Below are 26,539 nucleotides of genomic sequence, written 5' to 3'. Positions count from 1 at the left end.
GACTCTCAACCGGACAGTGAATTAGAAGAACTCCATACCGAATGGTAACGAATAGCCTAAGAAAATCGTCACGAGTATGAGCACCGCAAATCCGAGCAGGAACCCAGAATACGATTTTCCTTTTTTCAGTCGAACTAATGTCAATTCACCCAAGATGAGTGACAATAAACCACCGGTGATTTTTGCATGGTATAAACCGTCCGGGTTTTCAGACATCCCCATGATTTGGATATACAGATACAATCCTGTCGCAAACGTTAACACCAATAAGAGGCGAAAGGCCATATGGATTCCTTTAGCTGCAGGCTTCCCCTTCTTATACATTGAAAAGGCGACAAAGAACGCAACGAGTAGTAACACCCATAGTAAAACATGGGTATGAACAAAAGCAGTGATTGGCATGATGATTTCCCCCTTTTTCTAGTTCCTATTTCATGGTAGCTGATTTCCCTTGCTAGACATAGGGTTATTTTCGTAACATATCATTTATTCAAGAAATCGTCACACGTTCTACCAGTAATGGAAGTTTAACCATGAACGCACTTCCATGTTTTTCGATGGACTCGACTTGAATTTCTCCGCCGTGACCCGTGACGATTTCTTTACAGATCGCGAGTCCCAGTCCAGTCCCGCCAATTTTACGGCTATCTGAATTATCGACACGATAAAACTTCTCGAATAAGTGGTTGAGTGCTGCCGCCGGAATACCAATCCCTTGATCACGGACCTCGAACAAGACATGTTGTTCTTTAATCGACAGGGTTACGTCAATGTTTCCACCGAACGGTGAATATTTGACGGCATTGTTCAATAGGTTATTCATCAACTGTTTCATCTTTTCTTCATCTGCTTCTATGAGCGGAAGTGCCTCACTCATCGCCCGGAAAGAAATCGTGTGCTTTTTCGTCGATGCTGCATAAAATTGTGTCGTCTCTTCGAGGAGTAGACGCAAATCAAGCGGCTCTTTTTTATACGACTGTGTCCCCGATTCCATCCGTTGTACGTCAAGAAAATCATTGACGAGATTGGCAAGGCGCTCTGTCTCGGAGTGAATCGTCTGCAAATACTTATCTTGACGGGTCGTATCGATATCTCGATTCAACATCAACTCCGTAAATCCATAGATGGACGATAGCGGTGTCCGTAATTCATGCGAAACCGTCGAAACAAGCTCCGACTTCAGTCGATCCATTTCCGTCTCTTTCGTCACGTCACGCAAGACGAGCATCGTCCCTTTATGAACACCAAGGATTTCAATCGACTCGACATAAAATTGAATGAAGACCGTTTGTTGTCGAATTGAGAATTGAAGACTTTCTGTCGGGACATCTCCTTCTAGAACGGCTTCAACGTACTGTGAAAATGCCGCTTGGTCATCGACGATGGAATGAATTGCTTCTAGGCAGAAATCAAGTGTCTCGACTTCTTCGTTCGCTCCATAGCGCAACTCTGGAAATAGATCATACAATGGCTGATTGACGAAGACCTCTTCTTTACCGGGTTCGATGTAAATGACCGCTTCACGGATCGAATCGAGAATACGTTCAGTTTTCGTTTTCTCTTTGTTCATCTCATCAAATAACCGCATCCGTAATAGGGAGAGTGACAATTGACGTGAGAACGACATGACATCCCGCATTTGTTCATTCGTAAATTGGTCGCGGTAACGAACGAGATAGATGAAAGCAATCACTTCATCCGATGACGGATCTAAAATCGGTACTGCTGTCTCATACATATAGTACGGGTAGGGCAACGGGTGATTACTCGATACTTGTTTAGACGAATGGACTGCTTTTTTCAAAGTATCTGCTCGCTTCAACAATGAGAAATCGCTACCTAGCAATTGTTCCGTCAATTGTTCCGTCATACCATGCGTGACGACAGAATAACTTTGTCCTTCATCGACGAAAACGAGGGCACCAATTTCTGAATCTGTAATCGTTACAAGTTTTTCGATAATTTCCGGATAGGCTGTCAATGCTTCCCGAGCCGCCAGCGTCTCTGTTAAATCATTTCGGTATTGAAGATGCTGTTCGTTTCGCATCGTCAGTTCTAGCGCTTCTTCCAACTCTTGTTGTTGGGCTTGCAGTTCTTCTTGTTGTGCTTGCAGTTCTTCTTGTTGCGCTTGCAGTTCTTCGTTTTTTGCAAGTAAGTGTTGTTTATTTTCTGAGATTGAACTGGCCATTTGATTGAATGACAAAGCTAGGATTCCGATTTCGTCTTTTCGTTTTGGGACTTGAATGTTCGAAATGTCTTCTCCATTTGCAAGGCGCTGACTATTTTTAACGAGTCCTAAAAGCTCAGAGGTGATTCTTCGAATGAACGGGTAGATAAAGAAAATCAACACAGCAATGACGACGATGATATTCGACAACCAAATCAGTTGTGTCGTTCGAATCTCTTGTCCTAACTGCTGGCTCGTTCTCTCTGCCCACTCATCAAGAAATTCACGGTATCCTCCAAGTGCCAACTCACTTTTATCGATTTCCGAGAGGACATCGATATTGCCTGCGTCATCTAATGAAATTTTTCCATCCGCGACAAGTTCTTTCCCTAATGGAAGATTTGTTAAAGTCGTCCCGCGAAGAAAAGTCTCCGTTACGTCCCCATCTTTTTTACCTTTTACATAGGACTGCACAAGCGGCAAAACCGAATCGAAGTAATAGCTATACAATTCGCGTGAAGATGTCGCATAGACTTTTCCTTGCTCATAAATCGCATTTTTTTCGAACCACCGTGTTTGACGATCAATCGTTGTTTGTTGCGCAGCGATTTTTTCATATAAGGTGGCATCCCCCATTAACGCATAACCACGCATATTAAACTGAAGGTCTTGCCACTCTTCCCATAGTGCACCGGCCCGGGCGCTACGATCCCTGATATCTTCAAGCTTCGCGCGGGTATCTTGTAACCTTGTGTCCGTATAGTTGTAGACGACCAAAGAAGAAATCATCAGCGTAGCTAAAACGACATAAAAGGAAGCCATTAGTTGGCGTCCGATTTTTCGATTAATCCACTTGATGATCACTCAATATCCCTCCTACGACATCAATCAACTCTAACGGACTGAACGGTTTTGAGAAAAAGTAATTCGCCCCGATCTCTTCAGCACGCTCACGGTCAGATTGTTGACTTTTAGCCGTTAACATCATGATCTTTAATTGTTGTTTGTCCGGATGACGTCGTACTTTTTCGATAACTTCGATTCCCGTCATTCCAGGCATCATGTAATCAAGTAATACAAGATCATAATGCTGACTCATGATTTTTTGATAGGCTTCGTCGCCATCCGTCGCTTCATCGATCGTGTACCCTTCATCTTCTAACGTATCAAGGACCAACATCCGTAATACGTCTTCGTCCTCTGCTAATAAAATACGTGCCATCTATAATTCCTCCTAAAATATCTACTCATCTTGGCGGTACTCGCTCCATCCTCACTTATACACATGGATGGAGGAAGTTCAACCATACTTCCTTCATTCTACACAGTTCCTTCATAATAGGAAATGGAAATTACTCGATGACTATTGTTTTTAAATGCGAGTCGTCTCATGCGCCTAGCCGAAAGGAGTTGATTCAAAAAGGAATCAACTCCTTTCACGTGCTTTTTCCTGTAGGAATCGTGTAAGGCGATATGCTTCCTTTTCCTCATATACAAGGGAAGAGGACTTTTGCAGGCACGCCTTAAAGAAACGAACATCAGGATTGGGAAAAATCCACATAGAAATGACCGATGATCCCCCTTTTTCATCGGATCATCGGCCATTTGATTGCGGTAAGGTGGAACCTTCCATCCTCGACGCCTACTGGAAAAGAAATCCTACTCTTGTTTACTCGTTAGATAACTTCAATCACTTGCTCTAAGGAAAATGCATAAATCAATTTTCGAGAGATAGAAATGTTCAAAATGGATTCAAGAGCTTCTTGATACAGGTTCAATTGTGTCGCGTAACGTTCGCAAAGAATCTCAGCTGGCGTTTGGTCAGCGCTCGTCTCGAAGACTTGGTCCGATTTATAGTCGAGAAGAATATAGTCCTCCCCATCTTGAATTAAACAATCGACAATCCCTTGCATGACTGCTTGATCAACGGGACCATGCCAATCCGTACGAAAACGTGAGGCATCGATTTTGTACGTGAAAGGTAGTTCACGGTAGACGTCTCCCGTCCGTAAACGCTCCTCAAATAATCGTCCGATGCTTGAGGACAGGAATGTCTCGAGCTGATTTTGCGCATCACGCATCGTCAAAGCTTCTTGTTCTGAGATTCGTTCACCTGTCTCCCACTTCGTGATTTGTTCAGCGAGTGGCAGATCCGCTTCATAAAGTTGCATCGCTAAGTGTAAGACAGTCCCACGTTCTGCTCCCGTTAAGACCGGGCCTAAGAACTGTGGGGTCCGGTAATACGTCGCTTGACGTTCTGTCGCTTCAAACGCTGCCCGCTCCAGTTGTTCGGTCCGTTTGAGTTCAGTCACGGTTTGCTTCGCTGCCGTCTCGGTCGCAAGCTGGTGCGCATAGCGATAAGCAAAACTTTCTTCGATTCGCGCTTTGAAAGCGTCATTTTCAGGACGATCAATTTTTTCAAGTGCGCGGACATGTTCCAGTTGTTCAATCATCGTCGAAATTTCTTGGTATGGGGCAATTTCGTTCAGTTCCATGATCCGGAATGCCCATTGTTGCTCTCCTTCTTGTAACATAAAGTTTCGAAGTACAGCTGGTGCTACCCAGTCTGCATACGTTTTCGCATTACGACGGTCGATTTCCGGCAATAATAATTCATCGTGTGGAGCAGCTTGCCATTTTACCAACTGTTCATCTAATCCCTTGATTGAACCGACTAATACCAGCTTTTCTTTTGCTCGGGTCATCGCGACATAAAGAACTCGCATTTCTTCCGCTTTCATTTCACGATCCATCTCACGGCGAATGACCTCTTTTAACAATGTACCTGACCGCAGGCGTTTGATTGGATCAATCGCGTCAAGCGCAATCCCATACGTTTTGTGTAATTGTATGGCTTGGATTTGATCTTGTTTATTAAATTGCTTTCCGAGCTGACTGACAATCGTGACAGGAAACTCGAGCCCTTTCGATTGATGAATCGTCATGATGCGAATGACATCTTCGTCTTCTCCTAGTGAACGAGCTTCTGAAAAGTCTTCGCCACGCTCAATCAAACGATTTATCAGTCGTAGGAAACGATACAACCCGCGATACCCTGCTCCTTCATATTGTTTTGCACGTTCGTATAACGCATTCAAATTCGCTTGACGACTTCGTCCTCCTGCGAGACACCCGACGTATTCGAAATACCCGGTTTGATCAAACAGTGAGCGAATGAGTGCAGCAAGTGACTTACCACGGGCTTCTGTCCGCCATTGGTTGACACGTTGTAACGCTTCATCGACTCGAATCCCGAGTGGTGTCGCTTCGCCTGCGACATGGACGGCAGCCTCATAAAAACTCGTATCCTTCGATTTTGCACGAATCCGTCCTAAATCGCGATCGGTCAGACCAAAAATCGGCGACCGGAGCAAACTCGCGAATGGAATGTCCTGTAACGGATTATCAATCGTTTTTAATAATGCCATCATGATTTGAATTTCCGTCGCTTGGAAGTAACCGCCTGTCGTGTCCGCGTATACCGGCAGCTCATATTGTTCAAACACTTCAACGAGCGCTTGAACGCGTTTCCCACGTGAACGAACGAGCACGACGATGTCACGGTATTCACATTTTCGAAAACGTTTTTGTTTAGCATCGAAGACGAGATAGGGATTGTCATCATTGACCATCTCGATGATTCGGGTTGCGATGGCACGGGCCTCTAATTCTTCCTTATTTTCATCTTGTTGATCGATTAAAATCAATTCCGGTTCGACTTGTTCTGATTCGAAGTAACCAAGATTTCCGAGCCGTAGATAGGCTGCGTCGTCATAATCGATTTCACCGACGGCGGCATCCATCACTTGTCTGAAAATATGATTCGTCCCATCAAGGACTTCAAGACGACTCCGGAAATTTTTCGTCAAATCGATTCGTGTCCCATAATCTGTTTGCCGGAATCGCTTGAACTTATCAAGAAAAAGTCCCGGCTCAGCATGACGGAATTTATAAATCGATTGTTTAACGTCACCGACCATAAATAAATTACCGGTTTGTTCGTCTGATTGGGAGACTAACGTCAAGATACGTTCTTGCACTTCGTTCGTATCTTGGTATTCATCGACGAGCACTTCGACGAAGCGTTCTTGAAGCAAGCGGGCGACATCGGTCGGTGCCCCGTCTTCTTCTAAAACGGCTAAAGCAAAATGTTCCAAATCGGAAAAATCGACAAGCCCCCGTTCTTGTTTGGCTTCGAGATAGGCTTCAGCAAACTTTCGGACGAGTGTCACGATCATCTCGACATGTCCAAGTTGCGACCGAAGATCTTCGAGGTAGTCGACACCCTCTTTTTGAACGAATAGTTCCTGACGCTTTTTCAACTCACTGACGAGACGCGTCCGTTCCGTTTGAAATGTTTTAATCGCCTCATCCCCACGCGGACTTTTCCAGCGTCCGAACTCGACAGCTTGGAACGTCAGTGCGACCGTCGTCCAACGATCAGTCGCCGGATTAATACGGCGTAACGGTTCAATGTCACGCATTAGGAGCTCCGCCATTTCTGTATAGCCGGACTGATGCAAACGATAGGAGAGCTCAAGGTAACGTTCTAAAAGCGGTGCGATTTTTTGCCATTCTAATTCAAGGAGTCGTGTCAGCAACGAAGATTCATCAGGATCAACCGGCTGGTCGTATTGTGCAAGCAGATGCTCGTAAAAACCGTCTGGATCTGGTAGCGAACGCGAAAACCGGTACAAGTTTGAAATCAGAGAGAGCATTGCCTGATCGTCCCGATCGGAAGTATAACTATCAATCAATTCATAAAATGCCGGATTGGCGGCAGCGTAAAATTCTTCAAAGACCTCTTCCAGTACATCATCTTGTAACAACAATAATTCGGATTCATCCGCAATTCGAAAAGCCGGATCCAGCCCGATTCGATAATAGTTTTCCCGTAAGATTGATAAACAGAAGGAATGGATTGTCGTAATTTGTGCCCGGTTCATCATCTGACGCTGCTTCTTCAAATAAACATCGTCTGGGGCTTCTTTGATTTTCGCTTCGATCGCCTCGATGACACGCGTTTTCATTTCTTTTGCGGCAGCGTTTGTAAACGTCGCGACTAAAATCCGATCTGCTGTCAGTGGATCTTCTTGATCGATGACGCGTTGCGTCAACCGTTCAACGAGTACGGCGGTCTTCCCTGAACCGGCTGCTGCCGAAACGAGAATGTGTCCTCCGCGCGCATCGATTGCTTGTTGTTGCTCATCCGTCCAATTGACGCTCATTCCTCTTCCTCCTTCAGTCGGTCCAATACTTCTTTTTCAGATAAAGGGTCCAGTTGACGATAACTGTTCCCGAGCGATTCGTCGAATTGACAGACCGAACGGTATTCGCAAAACGTACACGGTGTTCGCTCTTGATAGTCGAACGGATCGATGGCGATATCTCCCGCGTACATCTCGGCACTGCTTGTTTTCAATTCGTCCCAGGCATGATCCATCAACGCGTTCAGTTCCGCTTCTTTGACGACCCCTTTCGTATGTGATTTATGCAGTCCTGTCTTCGTAAACGTCACTTTGACGAGTGGCGATTTTTTCCGTTCATCAAACGCAATTTGATCCATCGCCCGTAACACATCATCATTTTCGACAATCACACCTTGCATCTGGTAGGATTCGAGCAATAAACGATTCCGTTCTTCTTCAGCCGCCGACAAATCACTTCGTAACATCGGATTTTTGACATGGAAGTACAGGGCGCCTGCTGGTTTCGCTTGTTGATTAAATAAGACTTCTGATTGTTCGACGACCGTTTTTAAATAGAGCAACATCTGAATCGCAAGACCATAATAAATTTCAGCAAAATCAAGCGCTCGGGCACTCGACTTGTAATCGACAATCCGGACGTACAATTGGTCACCAATCGTCGCTTGGTCGACTCGATCAATTCGACCAGTGAATTCGATTTCCGTTCCATCCGGCAGAGTAAACCGTAACGGCGGGAACATCGCGTTCCCAAAGCTGATTTCAAATAAATCAGGTTCGAAGTCAGACCGTTCTGCTTGTTTGACGAGCATCTTCGCCGTTTGTTCGACGACATCCGTTAATTTTTTCTGAATGTATCCGAACCGATTCGAACTCATCAAAATAGCATTTTGAATGTCTGGTGTCACTTTTTCCACGGCATTTTTCGCAAGTTCTGTGCACGATGCATCATCTAAATCACGCCATTTTCTGCCGGACTCTTTGATGTTGACGGACAAATCATTTAACGCGCCATGAAATAGATTTCCAATGTCGGGTGCCTCGAATTTATATAGTTTTCGTTCCTTCAAACGTAGCCCATACCGTGCAAAATGCTTATAGGAACACGCATTATACGTCTCAAATCTAGAGACACTCGCCTTGATGCTGTCACCGTAAAGGGAACGTGCTAAGTCGTCTGGAAGTTCATCTGCTCGGTTTTGATAAAATAACGCATCGACGAGTAACGCCATTCGTTCTCGTCCTTGACCATTCTCGAGCAATGCATTGTAGACATCAAACCATGACGATTGAATCGGATACCGGCGCTGTAAACGGCGTAACTCGATTGCCGTCGCAGCCGCCGCTCGGTCGGGATCAGTTACGAAATCGAATTGATCATTTGGTGCATGCTCTCCTGCTTCTGCGAAGTGTGTTTTGACAGGACGGTCTTGCAGTAACTGGTACTTGATTTGTTTCACGATGGAGGCTGGTTGTAATGCCTTCCCGTCCTCATCAACAAGAGCATAACTGATATACAACGATTCACTCGGTGCCGTCACTCCGTGGTACAGGTAGTATAATTCGTCATCAAAGACATCCAGTGACGCTTTACCGACCGGAACTCCATGATTGTGAAGGAAATCATGATCTCCTTCCGACAATAGTTTCGACTGGTCTTCGACGAACGGAATCATACCATCATTCGCGCCGAGTAAAAATGCGACTTTTACTCGTTGTAAACGCCCCCGGACATAATCCGTCGCGATGACCTGATCGAGCGATGGCGGGACGAGTGAGAAGCGCAAACTCTCAAGTCCGGTTTCGACCATTTGTACGAATAAGTCTGTCGACAGTTCCGTCTCAGGAGCTGCTGCTTCGAGTTGTTCAAGTAAATGTAAGACCGCTTCATATACTTGATCATGTTCCCGGGCATGACTAAGCTCATTGCGCTCGAGCGCCTCTTGTTTCCAACTGAACAGCCGATCTGTCAACTGGTGTTCTTCAAGGAACTGATAAAGCGAACGCGTATGTTCACTCATTGTTTTTGATTTCTTCAACCGGTCTTGTAACGGTGTAATCGCATCGACGACGAATTGACGCATCCGGTTTAACTCATCCTCTTCTTCGAGTTCCTCCGCCGTCAGACTGACTTCATCCGTTAAGCGTCGTTTCAATTGCCACGGCTTTTGCCACATCGTGCCTTTAATGCCACGTTCTAAGACAAACGTCTCTAATCGATCAAGCGCGAGCCGTTGATCATCTGCCGGGAGTGGCATCAATTCCGTTTTCAGCAGACGAAAGACTGCTTCTTCACGGTAACCGGCGACGACGAGCTCTAAAGCAGACTGAATCAATTCAACAATCGGATGATGAATCATCGTTTCCCGCTTATCAAGGAAATACGGAATATCATAGAGCTGAAACGCACGTTCTAAATGATCCGCATACGGTTCAAGATGTCGTACGATAAAAGCAATTTCATTGAACCGGTAACCATGCTGGCGCACGAGTTGGATTGCCTGGCGGACAGCGGCTTCCGTTTCAACTTGGCGATTGACGGCAGCTGTCACCGTGACCCCGTCCACTTCATGATCGACAGGAGGATAGGCAGGACTCATCAATGATTGTTCTAATGTTTGCAGTCCTTCCGACTTGAACTTAATCGTCCGTTCATAATGGACCTCTTCATGCTCGAGCTGTCGGTCTTGCATCTGTTCGAGCAATTGCATATAACAACGTTGGGAGACCCCAAACTCCGTCTGTTTCGCATAGGGATCGCTCACATCGATTGTAAAGCTGATATGCACTTCTTTTGCTAGTTCCATCAATTTAAGCAACACCTGTTGTTCCTGTAACGAAAACTCATAGAAACCATCAATAAAGAATTGTGTATTACCAAGACCTGCTGTCGGTAACAAGTCGAGTAACGTTGTATAGTAATCATCTGCATGAAGCGCTTTATCCACGATGCGTTCTGAGAACCGCTCATAAATCAGAGCTAAATCATTTAGTTTCGGCGAGCGTTCCGGAGAAAGTCCGCTAATTTGACGTAACATGTCTGGAGCGACGAGCGAACGTTTGAACGTAGCAATCAGTTCATCAAGCCCCTTGTAAAACCCGGGCATATTCTTTGTCCGTTTGAAAATCTTTAACTCATTTTCAACTTCTTCGACGACTTGACGTAATAACAACTGTGTCCCTGTCTCGTCTAAAAACGGAATCGCCTGATTGCCATGATCCCGCATGATATGAAAAGCAAAGCGCCGCAAACTCATGACTTCCATCCGTACTAATCCAGATAGGCGGGCATCCGTCGCAATTCGACGTTCCATCTCAAATGACATTTGATCGGGGACGATAAAATAAATCGGCTCTCCAAGTGGTCGCTCCTCGAGCTCATTGATTACAGTCTCTATTAATTTTGTGGTTTTTCCGGTTCCGGCACGACCGAGGTGCATATGATTCATGGTCATCAGTTCCTCCCTTAGCTCGTTTTTGTATACGTCATTATCTCATAAAACACGAACAAACGTCCGTTTTTGAAGCTATATTTTTCTACTTATTTTTGCTACACTGAAGCCAATTAAAATTAGTTAGACAGGAGGAATACCATGCTATATGATGACATCGGAAAACAACCGATGCTTGAACAGCTAGTCGCTCGCTTTTATCAACTTGTTTATGCCGACCCCATACTTCGTCCGATTTTTCCTGATGATCGTCAACGTGTCGAGCAGGCGCAAGTTATTTTTTTGACACACTTAACAGGTGGTCCACGCCAATATGAGTTAGATGATTCGCGGACGAATTTAGCGATGATTCACCGACTCTTACCAATTGAACAGCAACACGCCTTTCGCTGGATGGAGTTGATGGAAGTGGCCATCTATGAGACAATTTCCAATCGAGCTGTAGCTGAACGTTTGATGGAGCGCTTACGAATTGGTGCATTAAACGTCTTACGGATTTGTGAGGCTCATCAGGAACCGTGAGGGATTTTTCTTTCTCATCTGTCCATTTCCATGTAAAATGAAAGATGGAGGCGATAATTATGACTGAAGAACAAGATAAGAAACCTGATTTAGTGAAATCGGCACTCGAACAAGCAGAGGCGAAAACTGCAGAGGAACCGGTTGAAGAAGAAAAGTCTGACGAGCAAAAGAAACTCGAACATATTAAAGGGCTCGTCACATTAGAGCGCGGTTCTGATTACTTCCGTGTCGTCTTTTATGATGACCACAAGCATTTGATTTTCAAGGAACTCGATTATGATCGTGTCGAATTCGTTGGTCGCTTCTATAATGATAGTTTTGACGCGACGAATTTGAAACAGCTCGAAGAAATTGCAGAGAAAGCACTCTCAACTTCGATTCGAAAACGTTTCCTTTAAGATAGGTTATGTATAGAGAAAGCCGCGTCCCTGGATTAAATGAGGGACGCGGCTTTTTTCTTATACGCTTGTTTATTCACTCTCGGGAGTGTTTCTTTTTTTGCGACGAAGTACATATGCGAGTACCCCTCCGGCAACGGCAAGCCCTGTCGCCGCTAAAACGGGAATCAATACTTTCTTCGAAGATAATTTTTGCTTCACTTGCTCTAAGCGAGATTCTGTTACTTCTTTTTGCGCAATCGATGTGCGGCGGTTAATCGTCATATGTTTTGATGCATCTGTGACGACTACTCGCTTTGTCACCCAACGTCGATTTCCTGCCTCGTCGACGATGAGTTGGCGTGTTCGCTTAATATCTTTAATTCGTTTGCCGGGCGTGTTTTCTGGACGGACGATCCGTGAACTAATAAAACGGCGTCCTCCATTAACACCGAAGCCCGGCTGTAATTTTCTACGGTTTAACCATTCATATGATTCATTCATCGTGTAGCGACCAGATCGGTCGCTTCACCTCCCCTTCAATGCGCATTCAGTTTCTACTCAAGTTCATTTCGCTCTCATTGGTAACGTTTCCTGTTAGAGTGTTCCACTTTTCTGCACTTGTTAAACGTGTTCATGTCCCGTTCCCTGGAAGCGTCGTTGCATTTCGTAAGCTAATTCTAGGGTTTTAATCCGCTGTCGTTCAATACTATAGGCAGATGCGGCCGTATCAATCCGCTGTCCTGTTTGAAACTCGACTTGCACCTTTCCGCCACTCTTCTTAACGGTCTTCATTTGTTTAAAGTTAATCCAGATGCACTCCGCCTTTTCTTTAGCTGTCGTCGGAAAGAAGATGGTTTGTGCTTGCCAATCAATTAAAACCGGCGTTTTTCGGTTTGGTCCTAAGATATGTCGTGCTGCTTCAATTCTTCCTCGCATCGAAGAACCAAAATACAAACATGATTCTTCAATCAGTTTGATCGGATGTCCTTCGAGCACAAGTTCCGACCGTTCTTTAATAAGTAGTGTTTGCGGTTCCCCGTATTGACCGTACTGAGGAATAAGAGCTAACGTTTCTTCCGTGATGTTATGTGGCATCCTACTATCTCCCTTCTTCTATTACTTTGTTTATATCAAAGAACCCACCTGTACGCCCTCGACTGTTCGATATTTCCCAATATAAAAAACGAGATATCGCTATCTCGTTTTTAAAGTTCTTTCGTTGATTGGTCCATCTCTGGCTTAAAATGACGTGGGAATTTGAAAATCACACAAACTTTATCTTTTCCATTTCCCACTGCTTGGTTCTCGATTGAAACTTCCCCGTCATGACGCTCAACGATACGTTTTACGATATAAAGACCTAGACCAAATTTACCTTCTTTACCACGTGAAAATTGATGAAAAAGTGGTGATGATGAATCGAGTGGTGGACCGTCGTTTTCAATCTCGATTTGAGCTATCTCTTCGGTCCCGGATAAACGAATATCAATCGATGTCTCAGCATATCGCATCGCATTATCAATTACATTTTCAAGTGCAACCCGTAATTGTTCTCCTTCGCCAAGTACAAGACCGGCTTCCCCTGTAATCGTCCACGAAAGCGGCTTTGTACTTGAAAAACGACTTTGTAGTAAATGAACCATTCGGTCTAAATCAATCGTATCCCATGTAGAACGATCTAATTCAAAGTAATCCAATTTCGTCACATAAAGCAAGGCAGCGACTTTCTTTTCTAACCGTTCGGCCTCTTCCTCAATCACTGAGACCGAACCTGTCAAATCACCATCCGGATAAATCCCGTCAGAAATGGACTGTGCATAACTGCGAATGACCATGATTGGTGTCTTCAGGTCATGTGAAATATTTTGTAACAACGCTTTTTGTGCTTTATCCTGCTTTTCTAAATCGACGCGCATGGCATTGACCGATCGTGCCAAACGACCAATTTCATCTCCGCGATCAAGAGGAAGTGGCGTATTCCACTGTTGCGCTGCAATCTTTCCGACTGCACCTTCAATTTCAATCAATGGTTGCGTCAAGCGACGTGCTAACCAAAAAGCGATGAACAATGTCAAGATACTCACAATTACGACGACCCAGCCAATTTTTGAAAACAATTGCGTAATCAGTTCTTGACGATAGGCATCCCAGACATAAGAGACACGATAATACGTCTCCCCTTCCGATTCTATCTTGAGAATGCTGTAATAGACGTCTTCTTTATCAAGTTGCGTCGTATATTTTTCCGTTTCTGCTTTTTGATTGATCGCATCACGATACATCTGATCAATCAATTGTTGCGGGGCTCCCCCATAATAGAGTTTCCCATTTTTCGAAAGCAACAAAATATTAACGGAACGCGACTCCTGTTTTCGACGATCAAATTCAATTGGATTGTCCTGCAACATGTCGATGACAGAAGCATCTTTTGAAAAGAAGACTTCACTGTTTTCTAACGTCGAATAGACCTGTTCATCAATAAAGTTTCCAATCGATGACCGCATGACGACAAGGATAACGATCGAGAGCGTTGCGATGACGAGTAGAAACATCGCCCAAATCTGAAATCCCAAACTCCGATTCTTCATGCAGACACCAACCGGTAGCCAATCCCATAAATCGTCTCTAGTTCAAGTTTGGATAATTTTTTCCGGACTCGTCGAACTAAATCATCGACGACACGATCGGAACCAAAGTAATCATCACCCCAGACACTGACAAGAATCTGTTCACGGGACATTGGCGTCCCGATTTGTGTCGCAAATAAAATCAACAAATCATACTCTTTTGAGGTCAAATCAATTTCTTGACCATTTTCTTCGATGACTCGTTTTTCAGGATAGATTGTATAATCGCCATACTGAATCACTCCTGTTTTTGGTGTCGCATAGGCGCGCGCTAAGATTTTTTTGACACGAATGACAAGTTCTCTTGGCAAAAACGGTTTCGCGATGTAATCATCCGAGCCCATTTCTAAGCCGATGATTTTGTCGATATCTTCGTCTCGGGCAGAGATGAAAATAACAGGTGTCGTCTCATCATGTGCCTTGATTCGTTTAATCAACTGAAATCCGTCCATATCCGGTAACATAATATCGAGCACCCATAAATCAGGCTTTTCAATAATCGCTGAAGCTGCCGCTTCCCCAGAGGTGAACGATTTCACTTGCCATCCTTCTTGTTCTAAATATTTTACGAGCACGCGGTTCAGATTCACTTCATCATCCACTAAATAAATCGTATGCATCACTGTCACTCCTGACTAAGTCCTTTTTTTGTAGTGTATCAAAGGAATTCCGCACAATTATGTGAGAACACTCCAAATGTGAAAAAAACGCCCTCTTTTATCCAAAAAGAGGCGCGTTTAGTCAGTAACACTATTTATTTTACGAGGCGCAACGATGGATAGGTTGCACGTTCTACGTTCGTTTTAACATCTGTCGCAATATGACGACGTTCCGTCTTTACAATATGTGCTAAGAAGGTTGCTCCTCCACCGAGTAAGACCGTGACACCTGTCATTAAAATGATTTCCATTGTTTTCGCCGCCCTTTTCTATCGCAATTGATAATCAGTATCATCTTCAATACGACTATAACACGATGAAACGAAAATGAGAAGCGTTCTCAAGCAGTTTGTTACGAAGAAAATTTATCTTGTTCCTCTTCCCGTCGCTTTTGAATAATTTCACGCCATTTAAAATCACCTTGTTCAAGCCCATTAATTAAAATCTCAGCCGTCCCGACATTTGTCGCTAACGGCAAGTCATAGACATCACATAAGCGAATCAAGGCCGATACATCCGGTTCATGAGGCTGTGCCGTCAACGGATCACGTAAAAAGATCACGATGTCAATTTCCCCTCGAGCAACCATCGCGCCAATTTCTTGATCGCCACCAAGTGGTCCAGATTTACAGCGGTGTACGTCGAGCGCCGTCGCTTCGACGATCCGCTTCCCTGTCGTCCCCGTGGCGTACAATTGATTCTTTGCTAAATAGTCCTGGTAGGCCCGGGCAAACATGATCATCTCATCTTTTTTCTCGTCATGTGCAATCAATGCAATGTTCATTTTATCGTCCTCCTCTCTAGAGTATATGCACTCAAACGCGCCTTCAAAAACCTCTCATTTTCATGAATAGACTAAAAAACCGACGATGTTCACGCTTGAACGTCGTCGGTTAAGAAGGATGTCATGAATTGGATGGTTGTTTTTTCAACACGGTCCGTAAAATTTTTCCGGTCGTATTGCGTGGCAATTGATCAATGAATTCGAGACGTGTCGGACACTTGTATTTCGCGAGTGAAATCGCACAAAAATCGAGAAGGTCTGCTTCTGTGACGCTATCTTTTAACACGATAAATGCCTTGACGGCTTCTCCCATCTCTTCATCTGGTACACCGATTACGGCAGCTTCGACGACCCCTGGATGTTTATAGAGCACTTCTTCGACTTCACGTGGATAGACATTGTAACCACCAACGATAATCATATCTTTTTTCCGATCGACGATATAAAAATAACCGTCCTCGTCTCTTCTCGCGAGATCTCCCGTATATAACCAACCGTCGCGTAGCGTCGCTTGTGTCTCTTCCGGCATCTTATAATAGCCCGTCATGACATTCGGTCCACGGACAATTAACTCTCCGACTTGACCATCCGGTAATTCTTGTCCGAGTTCGTCCACAATTTTATTTTCGACATCGATGATGGACGGACCGATCGACCCCGGCTTTTGGATTCCATTTAACGGATTGAAGCACGTGACGGGTGAGGCTTCTGATAGGCCGTATCCTTCTAGTATGTGACAGTTGAACGTCTTTTCAAATGATTCAAGTAAAGGAACCGGTAAGCTCGCTCCACCGGAAACGAATAATCGGCTCGACGCAAAGTAATCTGCAAAATGCGGGTGGGCTTGAACCGTCTGAAGAAGGAAATTATACATTGTCGGTACGCCGGCAAAAATCGTAACTTGCTCTTTTTTCGCCAGTTCAAACGTTTCTTGCGGTGAAAAACGTGGTGCAATGATGATTGATGCTCCGTGTGCAAGTGAAGCGTTAACGACGACCGTCAAGCAAAAGACATGGAACATCGGTAACACAGCGAGCGTCCGGTCGCGCTCTGACACATTTAAGTATTCACCAATCGATTGTGCATTTGATGTTAAGTTACGGTGTGAGAGCATGGCGCCTTTCGGTTTCCCTGTTGTTCCGCTCGTATACAAAATGACTGCCGTATCATCGAGTTCATTCATCACGTCTTTGACCGGATGTTCGATGGAAAGCCAGTCTTCTAACGTCGTAAATTCAACATTCCCGATTTTTTCGCTTGGGCCAATTACCCCGTTAAACGGCACCGATACGACAACGGATAAGTTCGGTAAATGAACTAACCGTGCTTTTGCTGCTTCGACGAGCGGAGCGACCCCAAGAATTCCTTTAACGTCCCCATTCATCAAAATGTACCCGATTTCATCCGGTGTATATGTTGGGTTGATTGGAATCGCAATCGCCCCTTGCTTCATGATGGCATAATACCCAACTAAAAACGCTGGACTGTTCCCAAGTATCAATGCAACATGATCTCCTTTGCGAATCCCGTTCGCTTCTAATGCCCCTGCTGCCCGGTGGAACTTCTCGACAAACTCATGATAACTGACTTTCGTGTCTTCGAAGACGTAGGCGACTGCATCCGGACTTCTCCGGGCGGTCTCCTCTACAGAATGAATCAATCCCATCATCATTAACTTCCCCCTTCAAATGAACAACCATTCATTTTTTACGCAAAAAAAATCCATACATAACGCTTGCGTTAGTATGGATAGTATATCATTTTATGGAAACGTTTTCACGTTCTTTATCATTATCCGTTGACGATGACGCCACCATTGAGATGAAGCACTTGTCCTGTCATATAGCTCGAATCGTTACATGCTAAGAACACATACGCGGATGCCATTTCTGCCGGTTGGCCCGGTCGATCCATCGGTGTATTTTTACCAAACGTTTTTACCGATTCATCGGGGAACGTCTCTGTGATCAACGGTGTCCAAATCGGACCTGGTGCGACAGCATTGACACGAACCCCTTGTTTTGCGAGATTCATGGATAAACTTCGCGTGAAGCTGACGATTGCCCCTTTTGTTGAAGAATAATCAATCAGAAGGGCATTGCCTTCATATGCTGTTGATGATGTTGTATTGATGATGGCAGACCCTTGCTTGAGGTGTGGTAAAGCAGCACGTGCAAGACGCATCATTCCAAAAATATTTGTTTTGAATGTCTTCTCCAGCGACTTGTCTTCAATATCGAGAAGCGAGTCTTCTGGTTTTTGCATACTCGCATTATTGACGACAATATCGAGGCGGCCAAATTTGTCGATTGTTTTTTGAACGAGTTCTTCACAATAAGCTGCGTCTCCAATGTCTCCTTTAGACAGGAGCACTTCCCCACCAAGCTCTTCGACACGCGCTTTCGTTTCTTCCGCGCCCTCTTGGTCGCCATAGAAGGCGATGACGATTTTCGCACCTTCAAGCGTATAGGCAAGCGATACGGCACGTCCGATTCCGGAATTACCACCAGTGATGATTGCGACCTTGCCTTTTAATTTCCCGGCCGCACGATAATCGTCACGTTCATAGTAAGGGAGCGGTTGATTATCCTCTGTTTTTGGTAACCCTTCTGAGACCTGTTCAAAATTGATGAAATCCTCTAACGTACCTTCTAAAAAGTTATCTTTATTGTAGCCCATAAAAAAAGCTCCCCCTATGCAAGTTGATAGAGAGAGTTTTCCCAAAAAAGCTTATGCTAAAACGTCGAGTACTTCGTCTAGTTCGACAGCACCAAAATATTTTTTTAATTCATACTGACTTAATACTTCCCGCAATGACGCACGGTCGTATCGTTTTCCTTCTAATGCTTGAGCAATTTCCGAGGCATCCGCGACACCAAAGAAATCTCCATAGATTTTCGCTTCTTGAATGATGCCCTTCGTAACATTAAGCCGGAAATCAATCGTTCCGATCGGGAAACGTTTTTTATGGATGACATCAAACTTCGGAGACTTGCCGAAGTTCCAGTCCCAGTTGCCATACCGTTCTGCTGAAATCGCATTAACCTTTTCCCAATCTGCTTCCGTCAACGTATAACGCTCGATTTCTTTTCCTTCATAAATCGAAGCGAGCAGATGATCAACGAATTGATCCATCGTCAACGGTTCAGTTAAGAATTCAGAAATATTGGCGACACGACTACGAACTGATTTGATTCCTTTTGATCGCATTTTTTCTTCGCTGACGACTAACGCATTGACGACTTCTTCAATATTCGAATCAAGCATCAATGTCCCGTGGCTAAACATCCGTCCACGGGTCGTAAACTGAGCATTCCCACTAATCTTACGCGTTCCGACATGAATATCGTTTCGCCCAGATAGCTCAGCTTCCACGCCCAGTTTGTGAAGGGCTTGCACGACAGGCTCCGTGAACTTTTTGTAGTTATTAAACGAATCACCGTCATCTTTCGTCAAGAAACTGAAGTTCAAGTTTCCCTCATCGTGATAAACCGCTCCACCACCAGATAGACGACGCACGACGTGAATGCCATGATCCTCGACGTACTTCAAGTTGACTTCTTCATTCGTGTTTTGATTTTTTCCGACGATGATGGAAGGACCATTGATATAAAATAAAAAATAGTCTTCTTCATTGACGTTCAAGTTATTCAAGATGAATTCTTCGACAGCAAGGTTAATCCGCGCATCTCGAATTTCAGGGTGAAAGATAAGTTTCATGTAGGGTACGTTCTCCTTTTGTTAGCCTGGATTTTAGTTACAACCATCGACTCCGCAAGCATCACCATCTGCTACGACTTCAATCTTTTGTTCCGCTTGAATCCGGTCCATCACTTGGCTAAACGCTTCAACGGGTTGCGCCCCTGAAATCGCATATTTACGATCAAATACGAAGAAGGGAACTCCTGTCACACCAAGTTCGCGTGCCATATCTTCTTCTTCCCGGACTTCAGTTGTTGAAGTATCTGATGCAAGGAATGCCTCAACCTCTTCTGAGTCGAGTCCGACTTCCTGCGCAACGCGCGTCAAGATTGACGGATCGTTCAAGTTCTCCCCTTTCATGAAGTAAGACTGAAAGAGTGCTTCCGATATCTCATCCATTTTACCATGTTTTTTCGCGAGTTGAGTCAAGCGATGAGCTTCAAATGTATTGGCAGGAACGACACGATCCATTTCGTACATTAATCCGTCAGCTTTCGCTGACTCAACGATGCCTTGTGACATATTACGTGCTTCCTCGACTGTCGTACCGTATTTCGAAGCAAGAATTTCATATAATCCTTTCGTCGGTTCAGCCGGTGCATTCGGATCGAGTTCAAAACTTTTAAATTCGACCTCTACATTTTTCATTCCATTCGCTTCAATTGCTTTTTCTAGACGTTTTTTCCCGATATAACAAAACGGACACGCGTAATCTGACCATACTTCTACTTTCATTTCATTCCAACTCCCTTTGATTTTTCAGTATGGACTAAGCATAATCCTCAGCGACACCTCTTGCAATTAATCTGATTTCAAGTCATGGAAAAATGCCCCCGACGTATTGTAGGGAGCATTACAACGTGTAGATAAAGTAATCTCGAGAAATAAAAGCGGTTTTTTTCGTTGCTTTCCTCGGGTGAGGCGCAAGCCATTGCGCCTTGATCTTAATGGACAACGAGCAGGGTCTTGCCTGCCTCTGAAAGTGCGTTAAACACGCACTTTCACCCGTAGGAGTCAACGACACGTGACGCTTTTTAGGTGATACCGTGAGGGAAAGGCATGCATACGGTTTAGAGCACAATCCGTCTTGAATCGCTTTAGACCGCGAAAAGCAATCGGTCGCGCTCCTGCAACTTTGCTGTAGCGGCGCGATCGATTGCCACTTGGAAAACGAGGCGGGACAGGGAATCGCGAGTTGATAGCATCTCGATATCGCATGTTCACGCTTCATAAGCATTTGTCTACAACCTCAAATGCCCCCGACGTGTCGTCGGGGGCATTACACACTTATTTCATTCAGTTAGCGGCAGAAGCTGTTTCAGTAACGAGTGCGTGTGACGCATCGTTAATTTCAATTTCTAATTCTTCTGTATACTGTTTCGTTTGTTCTTCCGTCCAGTTCAAGTGTTGTTTCATCTCTTCGATGACTGCGTCTTTATACTGACGTGCCCAAGCGATATTGAAGAAGACAGCGCCAGTCCGACGAATAAAGAAATCGATTGGACGTGCGACCATTTCTTGCTCAATTCCATAATGGAGCTGTGCATAGACATCACGCGGAAGTTTTGTTTCTGCTTGATCGTAAGCTGCAGCATACGTCAATACTTCAGAGATGTTTGATCCGTAACGTTGCGCAAGGAACAAGACTTCTTCTGAAGTGAGTCCGTTTGCTGGTGCTTGCGATTTCAAGAACCGTTCGAAACCTTTTGCTCCGTCGACATGTCCACCTGAGATTGGCATATTTTTTGTTGAACAACGCGCATAGGCACGGTTCGTTTCTTCTTTTAATAGTTTCGCGACCAGGTTGACAACATGCTCTGCCATTTTGCGGTATCCTGTCAATTTACCACCTGCGATTGTGATGAGTCCTGACTCTGACTGCCATACTTCATCTTTCCGTGAAATTTCAGAAGGATCTTTCCCTTCTTCATAAATCAATGGACGAACACCAGCCCAGCTTGACTCGACGTCTTCCGCCGTGACTTTGACTTCTGGGAACATGTAGCGAATCGCGTCTAAGACATAATCTTGATCTTCGACAGTGAATTTCGGATGCGCTGTATCTTTATCGAAGAACGTATCGGTTGTTCCGACATATGCTTTACCGTCACGTGGAATCGCGAAAATCATCCGACCGTCTGGTGTATCAAAATAGACTGCTTGTTTGAGTGGGAATTTAGATTGGTCGATGACAACGTGAACCCCTTTTGTCAAACGAAGTTGTTTCCCGACTTTTGAACCATCTTTCTCACGTAACTCATCGACCCATGGTCCTGTCGCATTCACAACTTTTTTAGCACGGATTTCATGAACATCTCCTGTTAAGAGATCTGTCACACGCATACCGACGACTTTACCTGCTTCGTAGATGATTTCTTCAGCTTTCGTATAGTTGACGACACGTGCTCCGTGACTGACGGCTTCTTTCATGACTTCAATCGTCAATCGTGCATCATCTGTCCGGTACTCGACGTAATAGCCGCCACCTTTTAATCCGTCTTGTTTGACTAACGGTTCTTTTGCGAGTGTTTCTTTTGCAGATAACATCGAACGCCATTCTGAACGTTTGACACCCGCTAGGAAATCGTAGACACGGAGTCCGATTGACGTACTGAACGGTCCGAATGTACCACCTTTATGCATCGGTAGTAACATCCACTCCGGTGTCGTAACATGTGGTCCGTTCTCATAGACGATTGCTCGTTCTTTCCCGACTTCAGCGACCATTTGAATTTCAAATTGTTTCAGGTAACGTAAACCACCATGGACGAGTTTCGTTGAACGACTTGACGTCCCGGCTGCAAAGTCTTGCATTTCAACGAGACCGATTTTCATGCCGCGTGACGCAGCATCGAGTGCGATTCCTGCGCCTGTAATTCCGCCACCGACGACGAGTATGTCAAGTTCTTCACGTGTCAATCGATTGTAGACGTCTGTACGGTTTTTGCTTGAAAAAGATTGGTTAGCCATGAATAGTTCCTCCTGTTAGGTTCGAAAAAGAAAAAAAGAGACCACAACGAACAAGCTGACTATGCCAACTGCTGTTGTGGTCTCTCCATATTCTCCGACCGGTTTTATTAACTTATACCCAATATAACATATGTCACATCATTTGAACAACATCGTAGCTTGGACAGCTTTTTTCCATCCGTCATATAATGCATCGCTTTCTGTTTCATCCATCTCTGGTTCGAAACGACGATCCATTTTCCAATGTGCCGCGATTTGCTCTTTGTCCTTAAAGAATCCGACTGCGAGTCCTGCAAGATATGCAGCACCAAGTGCCGTCGTCTCATTGATTTCCGGACGTTCAACTGGTGCATTGATGATATCGCCTTGGAACTGCATTAAGAAATCATTTTTAACAGCACCACCATCAACACGAAGTGCTGACATTTCAATTCCTGAATCTTGCTCCATCGCCGTCAAGACGTCGCGTGTCTGATACGCAAGCGACTCGAGTGTCGCACGAATGAAGTGTTCCTTTTCTGTTCCACGCGTCAGGCCGAAGACTGCTCCACGGACGTCGCTATCCCAGTAAGGTGTCCCGAGTCCGACGAATGCCGGAACGACATAGACGCCGTCTGAAGAAGTGACACGTTTTGCGTAAGCTTCCGTTTCCTTCGCATCATTAATGAGACGTAAGCCGTCGCGCAACCATTGAATTGCTGATCCGGCAACGAAGATGCTTCCTTCGAGTGCATATTCGACTTTTCCGTCGACACCCCAAGCGATCGTCGTCAATAAGCCGTGATCCGAAACGACTGGTTTTTCTCCTGTGTTCAACAACATGAAGCATCCTGTACCATATGTGTTTTTCGCCATTCCTTTTTCAAAACAAGCTTGACCAAATAATGCCGCTTGCTGATCGCCTGCTGCTCCAGCGATCGGAACCGACTCACCGAAGAAATGATAACCTGCTGTATTCGCATAAATTTCAGACGACGGACGGACTTCAGGAAGCATGGCTTTAGGCACATCAAGAATCTCAAGTAATTCGTTATCCCACTTCAGTTCATGAATGTTGTACATCAATGTCCGACTGGCATTTGAATAGTCTGTCACGTGCGCTTTTCCACCTGACAACTTCCAAATCAACCACGTATCAATCGTTCCGAATAAGAGTTCTCCTCGTTCTGCACGTTCTCGTGACCCCTCGACGTGATCGAGGATCCACTTGACTTTTGTACCTGAGAAGTAAGCGTCAATTAAAAGACCAGTTTTTGAACGGAACAATTCACCATGACCCGCTTCACGTAACTCTTCACAGATTTCAGCTGTCTGTCTGGATTGCCAAACAACTGCGTTGTGAATTGGCTTACCCGTTTCTTTTTCCCAAACGACTGCTGTTTCACGTTGGTTCGTAATCCCGATTCCAGCGATTTGATTCGCTTTTACGTTCGCTTCTGTTAAACATGTTGCGACAACTGCAAGGACTGTACCCCAGATTTCATTCGCATTATGCTCGACCCAACCCGGTTTTGGAAAATACTGCGTGAATTCACGTTGGGCGGAATGAACGATTTCCCCTGCTTGGTTAAACAGAATCGCTCGTGTACTCGTTGTTCCTTGGTCTAATGATAAAATGTAGTTCTCCATCTCTTCCCCATCCTTTGTATCTAGTAAGTTAAGCTGACTTTGACGCTACTGACGTTTCTTTATTCGGACGAATACCGAATTTATAGCATAAACCTAAAATGACAATTGTCACAAGTCCGACGATAATGAAGGCCGGTGTATCCTTGCCTGAGAAAACAGACCGATAAAATAATCCACCTAAGCTTCCGCCTAATACGGGACCGAGTACTGGAATCCAAGCGTAACCCCAATTCGATGATCCTTTTCCTGCAATCGGTAAAATGAAGTGTGCGATCCGCGGTCCTAAATCACGTGCCGGATTCATTGCATAGCCTGTCGTTCCCCCGAATGACATACCGAGACTAACAATCAAAAAGCCGACGATGAGTGGATTCAAACCATCTGAGAACGTATTAGCACCAATCGATAAGATTCCGACGACGAGCAGGAACGTAGCAATCAATTCACTGACTACGTTTGCGAATGTATGTGGAATAGCGGGTGACGTTGCGAAAACACCCAATTTTGTTGCCGGGTCTTTTGTTTCTGCCCAGTGCGGTAAGTAATGAAGATAAACGATACTGGCACCGACGATTCCACCTAAGACCTGCGCGATCATGTATCCTGGTACATCTGCCCAAGCAAATGAACCGTCAAAGGCTAATCCGAGTGTGACGGCAGGGTTCAAGTGGGCTCCACTGAACTGACCGACGGCATAGACGGACAACGCTACCGCAAATCCCCAAGCAAACGTAATGACAATCCATCCAGCGTCTTTAGCATACGACTTTGATAGCGAAACCCCTGCCCCGACTCCGTTACCTAACGCAACAAGTAAGGCTGTCCCTAAAAATTCTGCTAGTACTGCTGACATGTTCTATTCCCCCTTTTATCAAAATAGCAACAAAAAAAAGAGATTCACACTTCCTCCCTCTTGAGAATTACTCAAAGGGAATAAAAGCGTGAATCTCCGATTTCTCCGTCACTGTGTATTAACTTAATGTCACTATAACAATCGATGAAAACGCTGTCAAACACTTTTTGTGCGTTTTATCATAGCGCTTTCATCGTTCAGGTTCAAAATGTCGCCACAACTCTTTATTGGACGTCGTAATACTCGACGCACCCGCTGCAATCGCTTGTTCTACTTCCTCGACCGTATCAATCAATCCACCCGCAAAAACGAGTCGTCCCGTTTTTCGTTTAACTTCTTCAATGTATTTTGGCATCAATCCGGGTAACACTTCGATATAATCAGGCTGAGTCCGCTCCATCAATTGATAACTTTTTTCGAGTGAACTGGAATCGAGCAGAAACATCCGTTGCATCGTTTTAACTTTCTTTTGACGCGCCTTTAAGATGACGCTCGCTTTCGTCGAAATGACACCATATGGCTTTAATTCCTGACAGACGTACTCCGTCGCGTATTCATCATTTTTTAGTCCTTGAACTAAATCCATATGCAAAAACATTTTTTTATCATATCGATTGGCTAATTCATAAACCGACTTTAAACGCGAGACGTGCATCTCGAGTAACACCCCGTATTCATACGGACTTTTCAGCATTTTTTCAAAGTCCTCAAGTTTCCTGACGGACGGTAAAATTTTCTGACCAAAATAAGTCATCGTCTCTCCCCATTTCTTTGAATTGTTTTCAGTATGTCGTGTCCAGTAAGGGTTTCGCAATGGGATTTCCTGAATTTCCATGAAAAGAGTCAACACTTTTAGGGTATACCTTAACGTAAAACTGTCTGAAAAGGAGGTGAGAAGCGTAGCATCACTTGCTACGTTCCACCATGAGTCAACAAAAACGAATTACGATTTACTTATTTTCCATCATCATCAACGCCTTAGGGAACAGCTTTATGGTCACCGCCGCAATCGGGAGTGCTCCTTGGACTTCCGCCAGCGAAGCTTTAGCGAGAATTTCACCTTTAACGGTCGGGTTAGCAATCGTTTGTCTGCATATCTTCGCGCTCGCCAGCGCTCTCGCTTTAGGAAGTCGTTTTAGTTGGTGGACAATTATTTTAAGTTTTTCGCTCGTCGTTTTATTTGGTGTTGCGATTGACTTTTTCTTAGCTATTCATCAGCTACTCTATGTGCCATCGAACCTTGTAACCCGTTCGGTTTATATGATAATCGGGATGCCGATGATTTCATTAGGTCTCGCCCTTTATCTACAAATCGGTTTCGTCTTAATGCCGCCTGATTACTTGATGAAATCGTTAATCAGTCGTTTTAACAGTACGACAATCGGTGCGACGATCAGCTTAGCAATCCCTTTCCTCATCGCAAGTGTTCTTTCCATCGTCGAACACGAATTGATTGGGATTGGCGTCGGAACCTTTGTATTCTTGTTATTGAATGGTCCGTTAATTGAATTTTTCCAGCGGATTTTCCCGATTTCCAATCGAGTGAAGTAATTAAAAAATCCCGCCCTCACGAATCATTTGAGGACG

General features: G+C 44.7%; 22 protein-coding genes. 3 read left to right on the top strand and 19 right to left on the bottom strand.

Features of this window, described 5'->3' with window-relative positions; all coding sequences use genetic code 11:
• Positions 1–21: 21 nt before the first annotated feature.
• The 5 genes from KNQ05_RS08085 to addB form a co-directional block, all read right to left on the bottom strand.
• The gene (locus tag KNQ05_RS08085; RefSeq protein WP_088836487.1) at positions 22–402 is read right to left on the bottom strand and encodes a DUF1516 family protein; all 381 of its coding nucleotides are present in this window, start codon (positions 400–402) and stop codon (positions 22–24) included.
• 88 nt (positions 403–490) lie between these two features.
• Positions 491–3,031, bottom strand: coding sequence for a HAMP domain-containing sensor histidine kinase (locus KNQ05_RS08080; RefSeq protein WP_214805107.1), 2,541 nt, complete (start codon positions 3,029–3,031; stop codon positions 491–493).
• Positions 3,012–3,389: a response regulator gene (locus KNQ05_RS08075; RefSeq protein WP_029332854.1), complete on the bottom strand. Its 378-nt coding sequence runs from the start codon at positions 3,387–3,389 to the stop codon at positions 3,012–3,014. Before KNQ05_RS08075 ends, KNQ05_RS08080 begins: the two co-directional genes overlap by 20 nt.
• 454 nt (positions 3,390–3,843) lie before the next feature.
• The gene (gene addA / locus KNQ05_RS08070) at positions 3,844–7,395 is read right to left on the bottom strand and encodes a helicase-exonuclease AddAB subunit AddA (protein ID WP_214805105.1); all 3,552 of its coding nucleotides are present in this window, start codon (positions 7,393–7,395) and stop codon (positions 3,844–3,846) included.
• Entirely contained in the window at positions 7,392–10,829 is a 3,438-nt protein-coding gene (gene addB, locus KNQ05_RS08065) for a helicase-exonuclease AddAB subunit AddB (RefSeq protein ID WP_251132491.1), read from the bottom strand. Before addB ends, addA begins: the two co-directional genes overlap by 4 nt.
• A gap of 138 nt (positions 10,830–10,967) precedes the next feature.
• Between addB and KNQ05_RS08060 the strand changes: the two genes are divergently transcribed.
• A complete protein-coding gene (locus KNQ05_RS08060; RefSeq protein ID WP_214765503.1) occupies positions 10,968–11,348 on the top strand; it encodes a truncated hemoglobin in 381 nt (126 codons plus the stop codon).
• Positions 11,349–11,407: 59 nt separating this feature from the next.
• Positions 11,408–11,746 (top strand): hypothetical protein, encoded by a 339-nt coding sequence (locus KNQ05_RS08055; RefSeq protein WP_029332850.1) that lies wholly within the window; start codon positions 11,408–11,410, stop codon positions 11,744–11,746.
• 72 nt (positions 11,747–11,818) lie between these two features.
• Here KNQ05_RS08055 and KNQ05_RS08050 read toward each other — a convergent pair whose 3' ends face one another.
• The 14 genes from KNQ05_RS08050 to KNQ05_RS07985 all read right to left on the bottom strand — a co-directional run bounded on the left by KNQ05_RS08050 (position 11,819) and on the right by KNQ05_RS07985 (position 25,706).
• Complete coding sequence (locus KNQ05_RS08050) at positions 11,819–12,229, bottom strand: hypothetical protein (protein WP_029332849.1); 411 nt, start codon at positions 12,227–12,229, stop codon at positions 11,819–11,821.
• A gap of 120 nt (positions 12,230–12,349) precedes the next feature.
• Entirely contained in the window at positions 12,350–12,823 is a 474-nt protein-coding gene (locus KNQ05_RS08045; RefSeq protein ID WP_034801199.1) for a competence protein ComK, read from the bottom strand.
• A gap of 110 nt (positions 12,824–12,933) precedes the next feature.
• Positions 12,934–14,301: a HAMP domain-containing sensor histidine kinase gene (locus KNQ05_RS08040; RefSeq protein WP_239456836.1), complete on the bottom strand. Its 1,368-nt coding sequence runs from the start codon at positions 14,299–14,301 to the stop codon at positions 12,934–12,936.
• An 11-nt stretch (positions 14,302–14,312) separates the two neighbouring features.
• Entirely contained in the window at positions 14,313–14,978 is a 666-nt protein-coding gene (locus KNQ05_RS08035; RefSeq protein ID WP_088836482.1) for a response regulator transcription factor, read from the bottom strand.
• 131 nt (positions 14,979–15,109) lie between these two features.
• A complete protein-coding gene (locus KNQ05_RS08030) occupies positions 15,110–15,265 on the bottom strand; it encodes a hypothetical protein (RefSeq protein WP_167331094.1) in 156 nt (51 codons plus the stop codon).
• Positions 15,266–15,366: 101 nt separating this feature from the next.
• Entirely contained in the window at positions 15,367–15,798 is a 432-nt protein-coding gene (locus KNQ05_RS08025; protein ID WP_088836481.1) for a methylglyoxal synthase, read from the bottom strand.
• Between the two features lie 121 nt (positions 15,799–15,919).
• Entirely contained in the window at positions 15,920–17,464 is a 1,545-nt protein-coding gene (locus tag KNQ05_RS08020) for a fatty acid--CoA ligase family protein (protein WP_214805238.1), read from the bottom strand.
• 125 nt (positions 17,465–17,589) lie between these two features.
• Positions 17,590–18,477 (bottom strand): SDR family oxidoreductase, encoded by an 888-nt coding sequence (locus KNQ05_RS08015; protein ID WP_159172707.1) that lies wholly within the window; start codon positions 18,475–18,477, stop codon positions 17,590–17,592.
• A gap of 51 nt (positions 18,478–18,528) precedes the next feature.
• A complete protein-coding gene (gene lplA, locus KNQ05_RS08010; protein WP_029332843.1) occupies positions 18,529–19,518 on the bottom strand; it encodes a lipoate--protein ligase in 990 nt (329 codons plus the stop codon).
• Between the two features lie 33 nt (positions 19,519–19,551).
• Positions 19,552–20,235 carry a DsbA family oxidoreductase gene (locus KNQ05_RS08005; protein WP_088836479.1) on the bottom strand — a complete coding sequence of 228 codons (684 nt, stop codon included), beginning with the start codon at positions 20,233–20,235 and terminating at the stop codon, positions 19,552–19,554.
• A gap of 561 nt (positions 20,236–20,796) precedes the next feature.
• Positions 20,797–22,470: a glycerol-3-phosphate dehydrogenase/oxidase gene (locus KNQ05_RS08000; RefSeq protein WP_088836478.1), complete on the bottom strand. Its 1,674-nt coding sequence runs from the start codon at positions 22,468–22,470 to the stop codon at positions 20,797–20,799.
• Between the two features lie 138 nt (positions 22,471–22,608).
• Complete coding sequence (gene glpK / locus KNQ05_RS07995; protein ID WP_214805103.1) at positions 22,609–24,099, bottom strand: glycerol kinase GlpK; 1,491 nt, start codon at positions 24,097–24,099, stop codon at positions 22,609–22,611.
• Positions 24,100–24,127: 28 nt separating this feature from the next.
• Entirely contained in the window at positions 24,128–24,952 is an 825-nt protein-coding gene (locus tag KNQ05_RS07990; RefSeq protein ID WP_214802676.1) for an MIP/aquaporin family protein, read from the bottom strand.
• 190 nt (positions 24,953–25,142) lie between these two features.
• The gene (locus tag KNQ05_RS07985) at positions 25,143–25,706 is read right to left on the bottom strand and encodes a glycerol-3-phosphate responsive antiterminator (protein ID WP_088836476.1); all 564 of its coding nucleotides are present in this window, start codon (positions 25,704–25,706) and stop codon (positions 25,143–25,145) included.
• A 155-nt stretch (positions 25,707–25,861) separates the two neighbouring features.
• Between KNQ05_RS07985 and KNQ05_RS07980 the strand changes: the two genes are divergently transcribed.
• A complete protein-coding gene (locus KNQ05_RS07980) occupies positions 25,862–26,503 on the top strand; it encodes a YczE/YyaS/YitT family protein (protein WP_239456834.1) in 642 nt (213 codons plus the stop codon).
• Positions 26,504–26,539: the final 36 nt, after the last annotated feature.

This window comes from Exiguobacterium sp. s125, assembly GCF_018618605.1.
Lineage (GTDB): Bacteria > Bacillota > Bacilli > Exiguobacteriales > Exiguobacteriaceae > Exiguobacterium_A > Exiguobacterium_A oxidotolerans.
The sequence above is the reverse complement of the archived record's forward strand: the minus strand, read 5'-3'. Positions and strand labels throughout refer to the sequence as shown.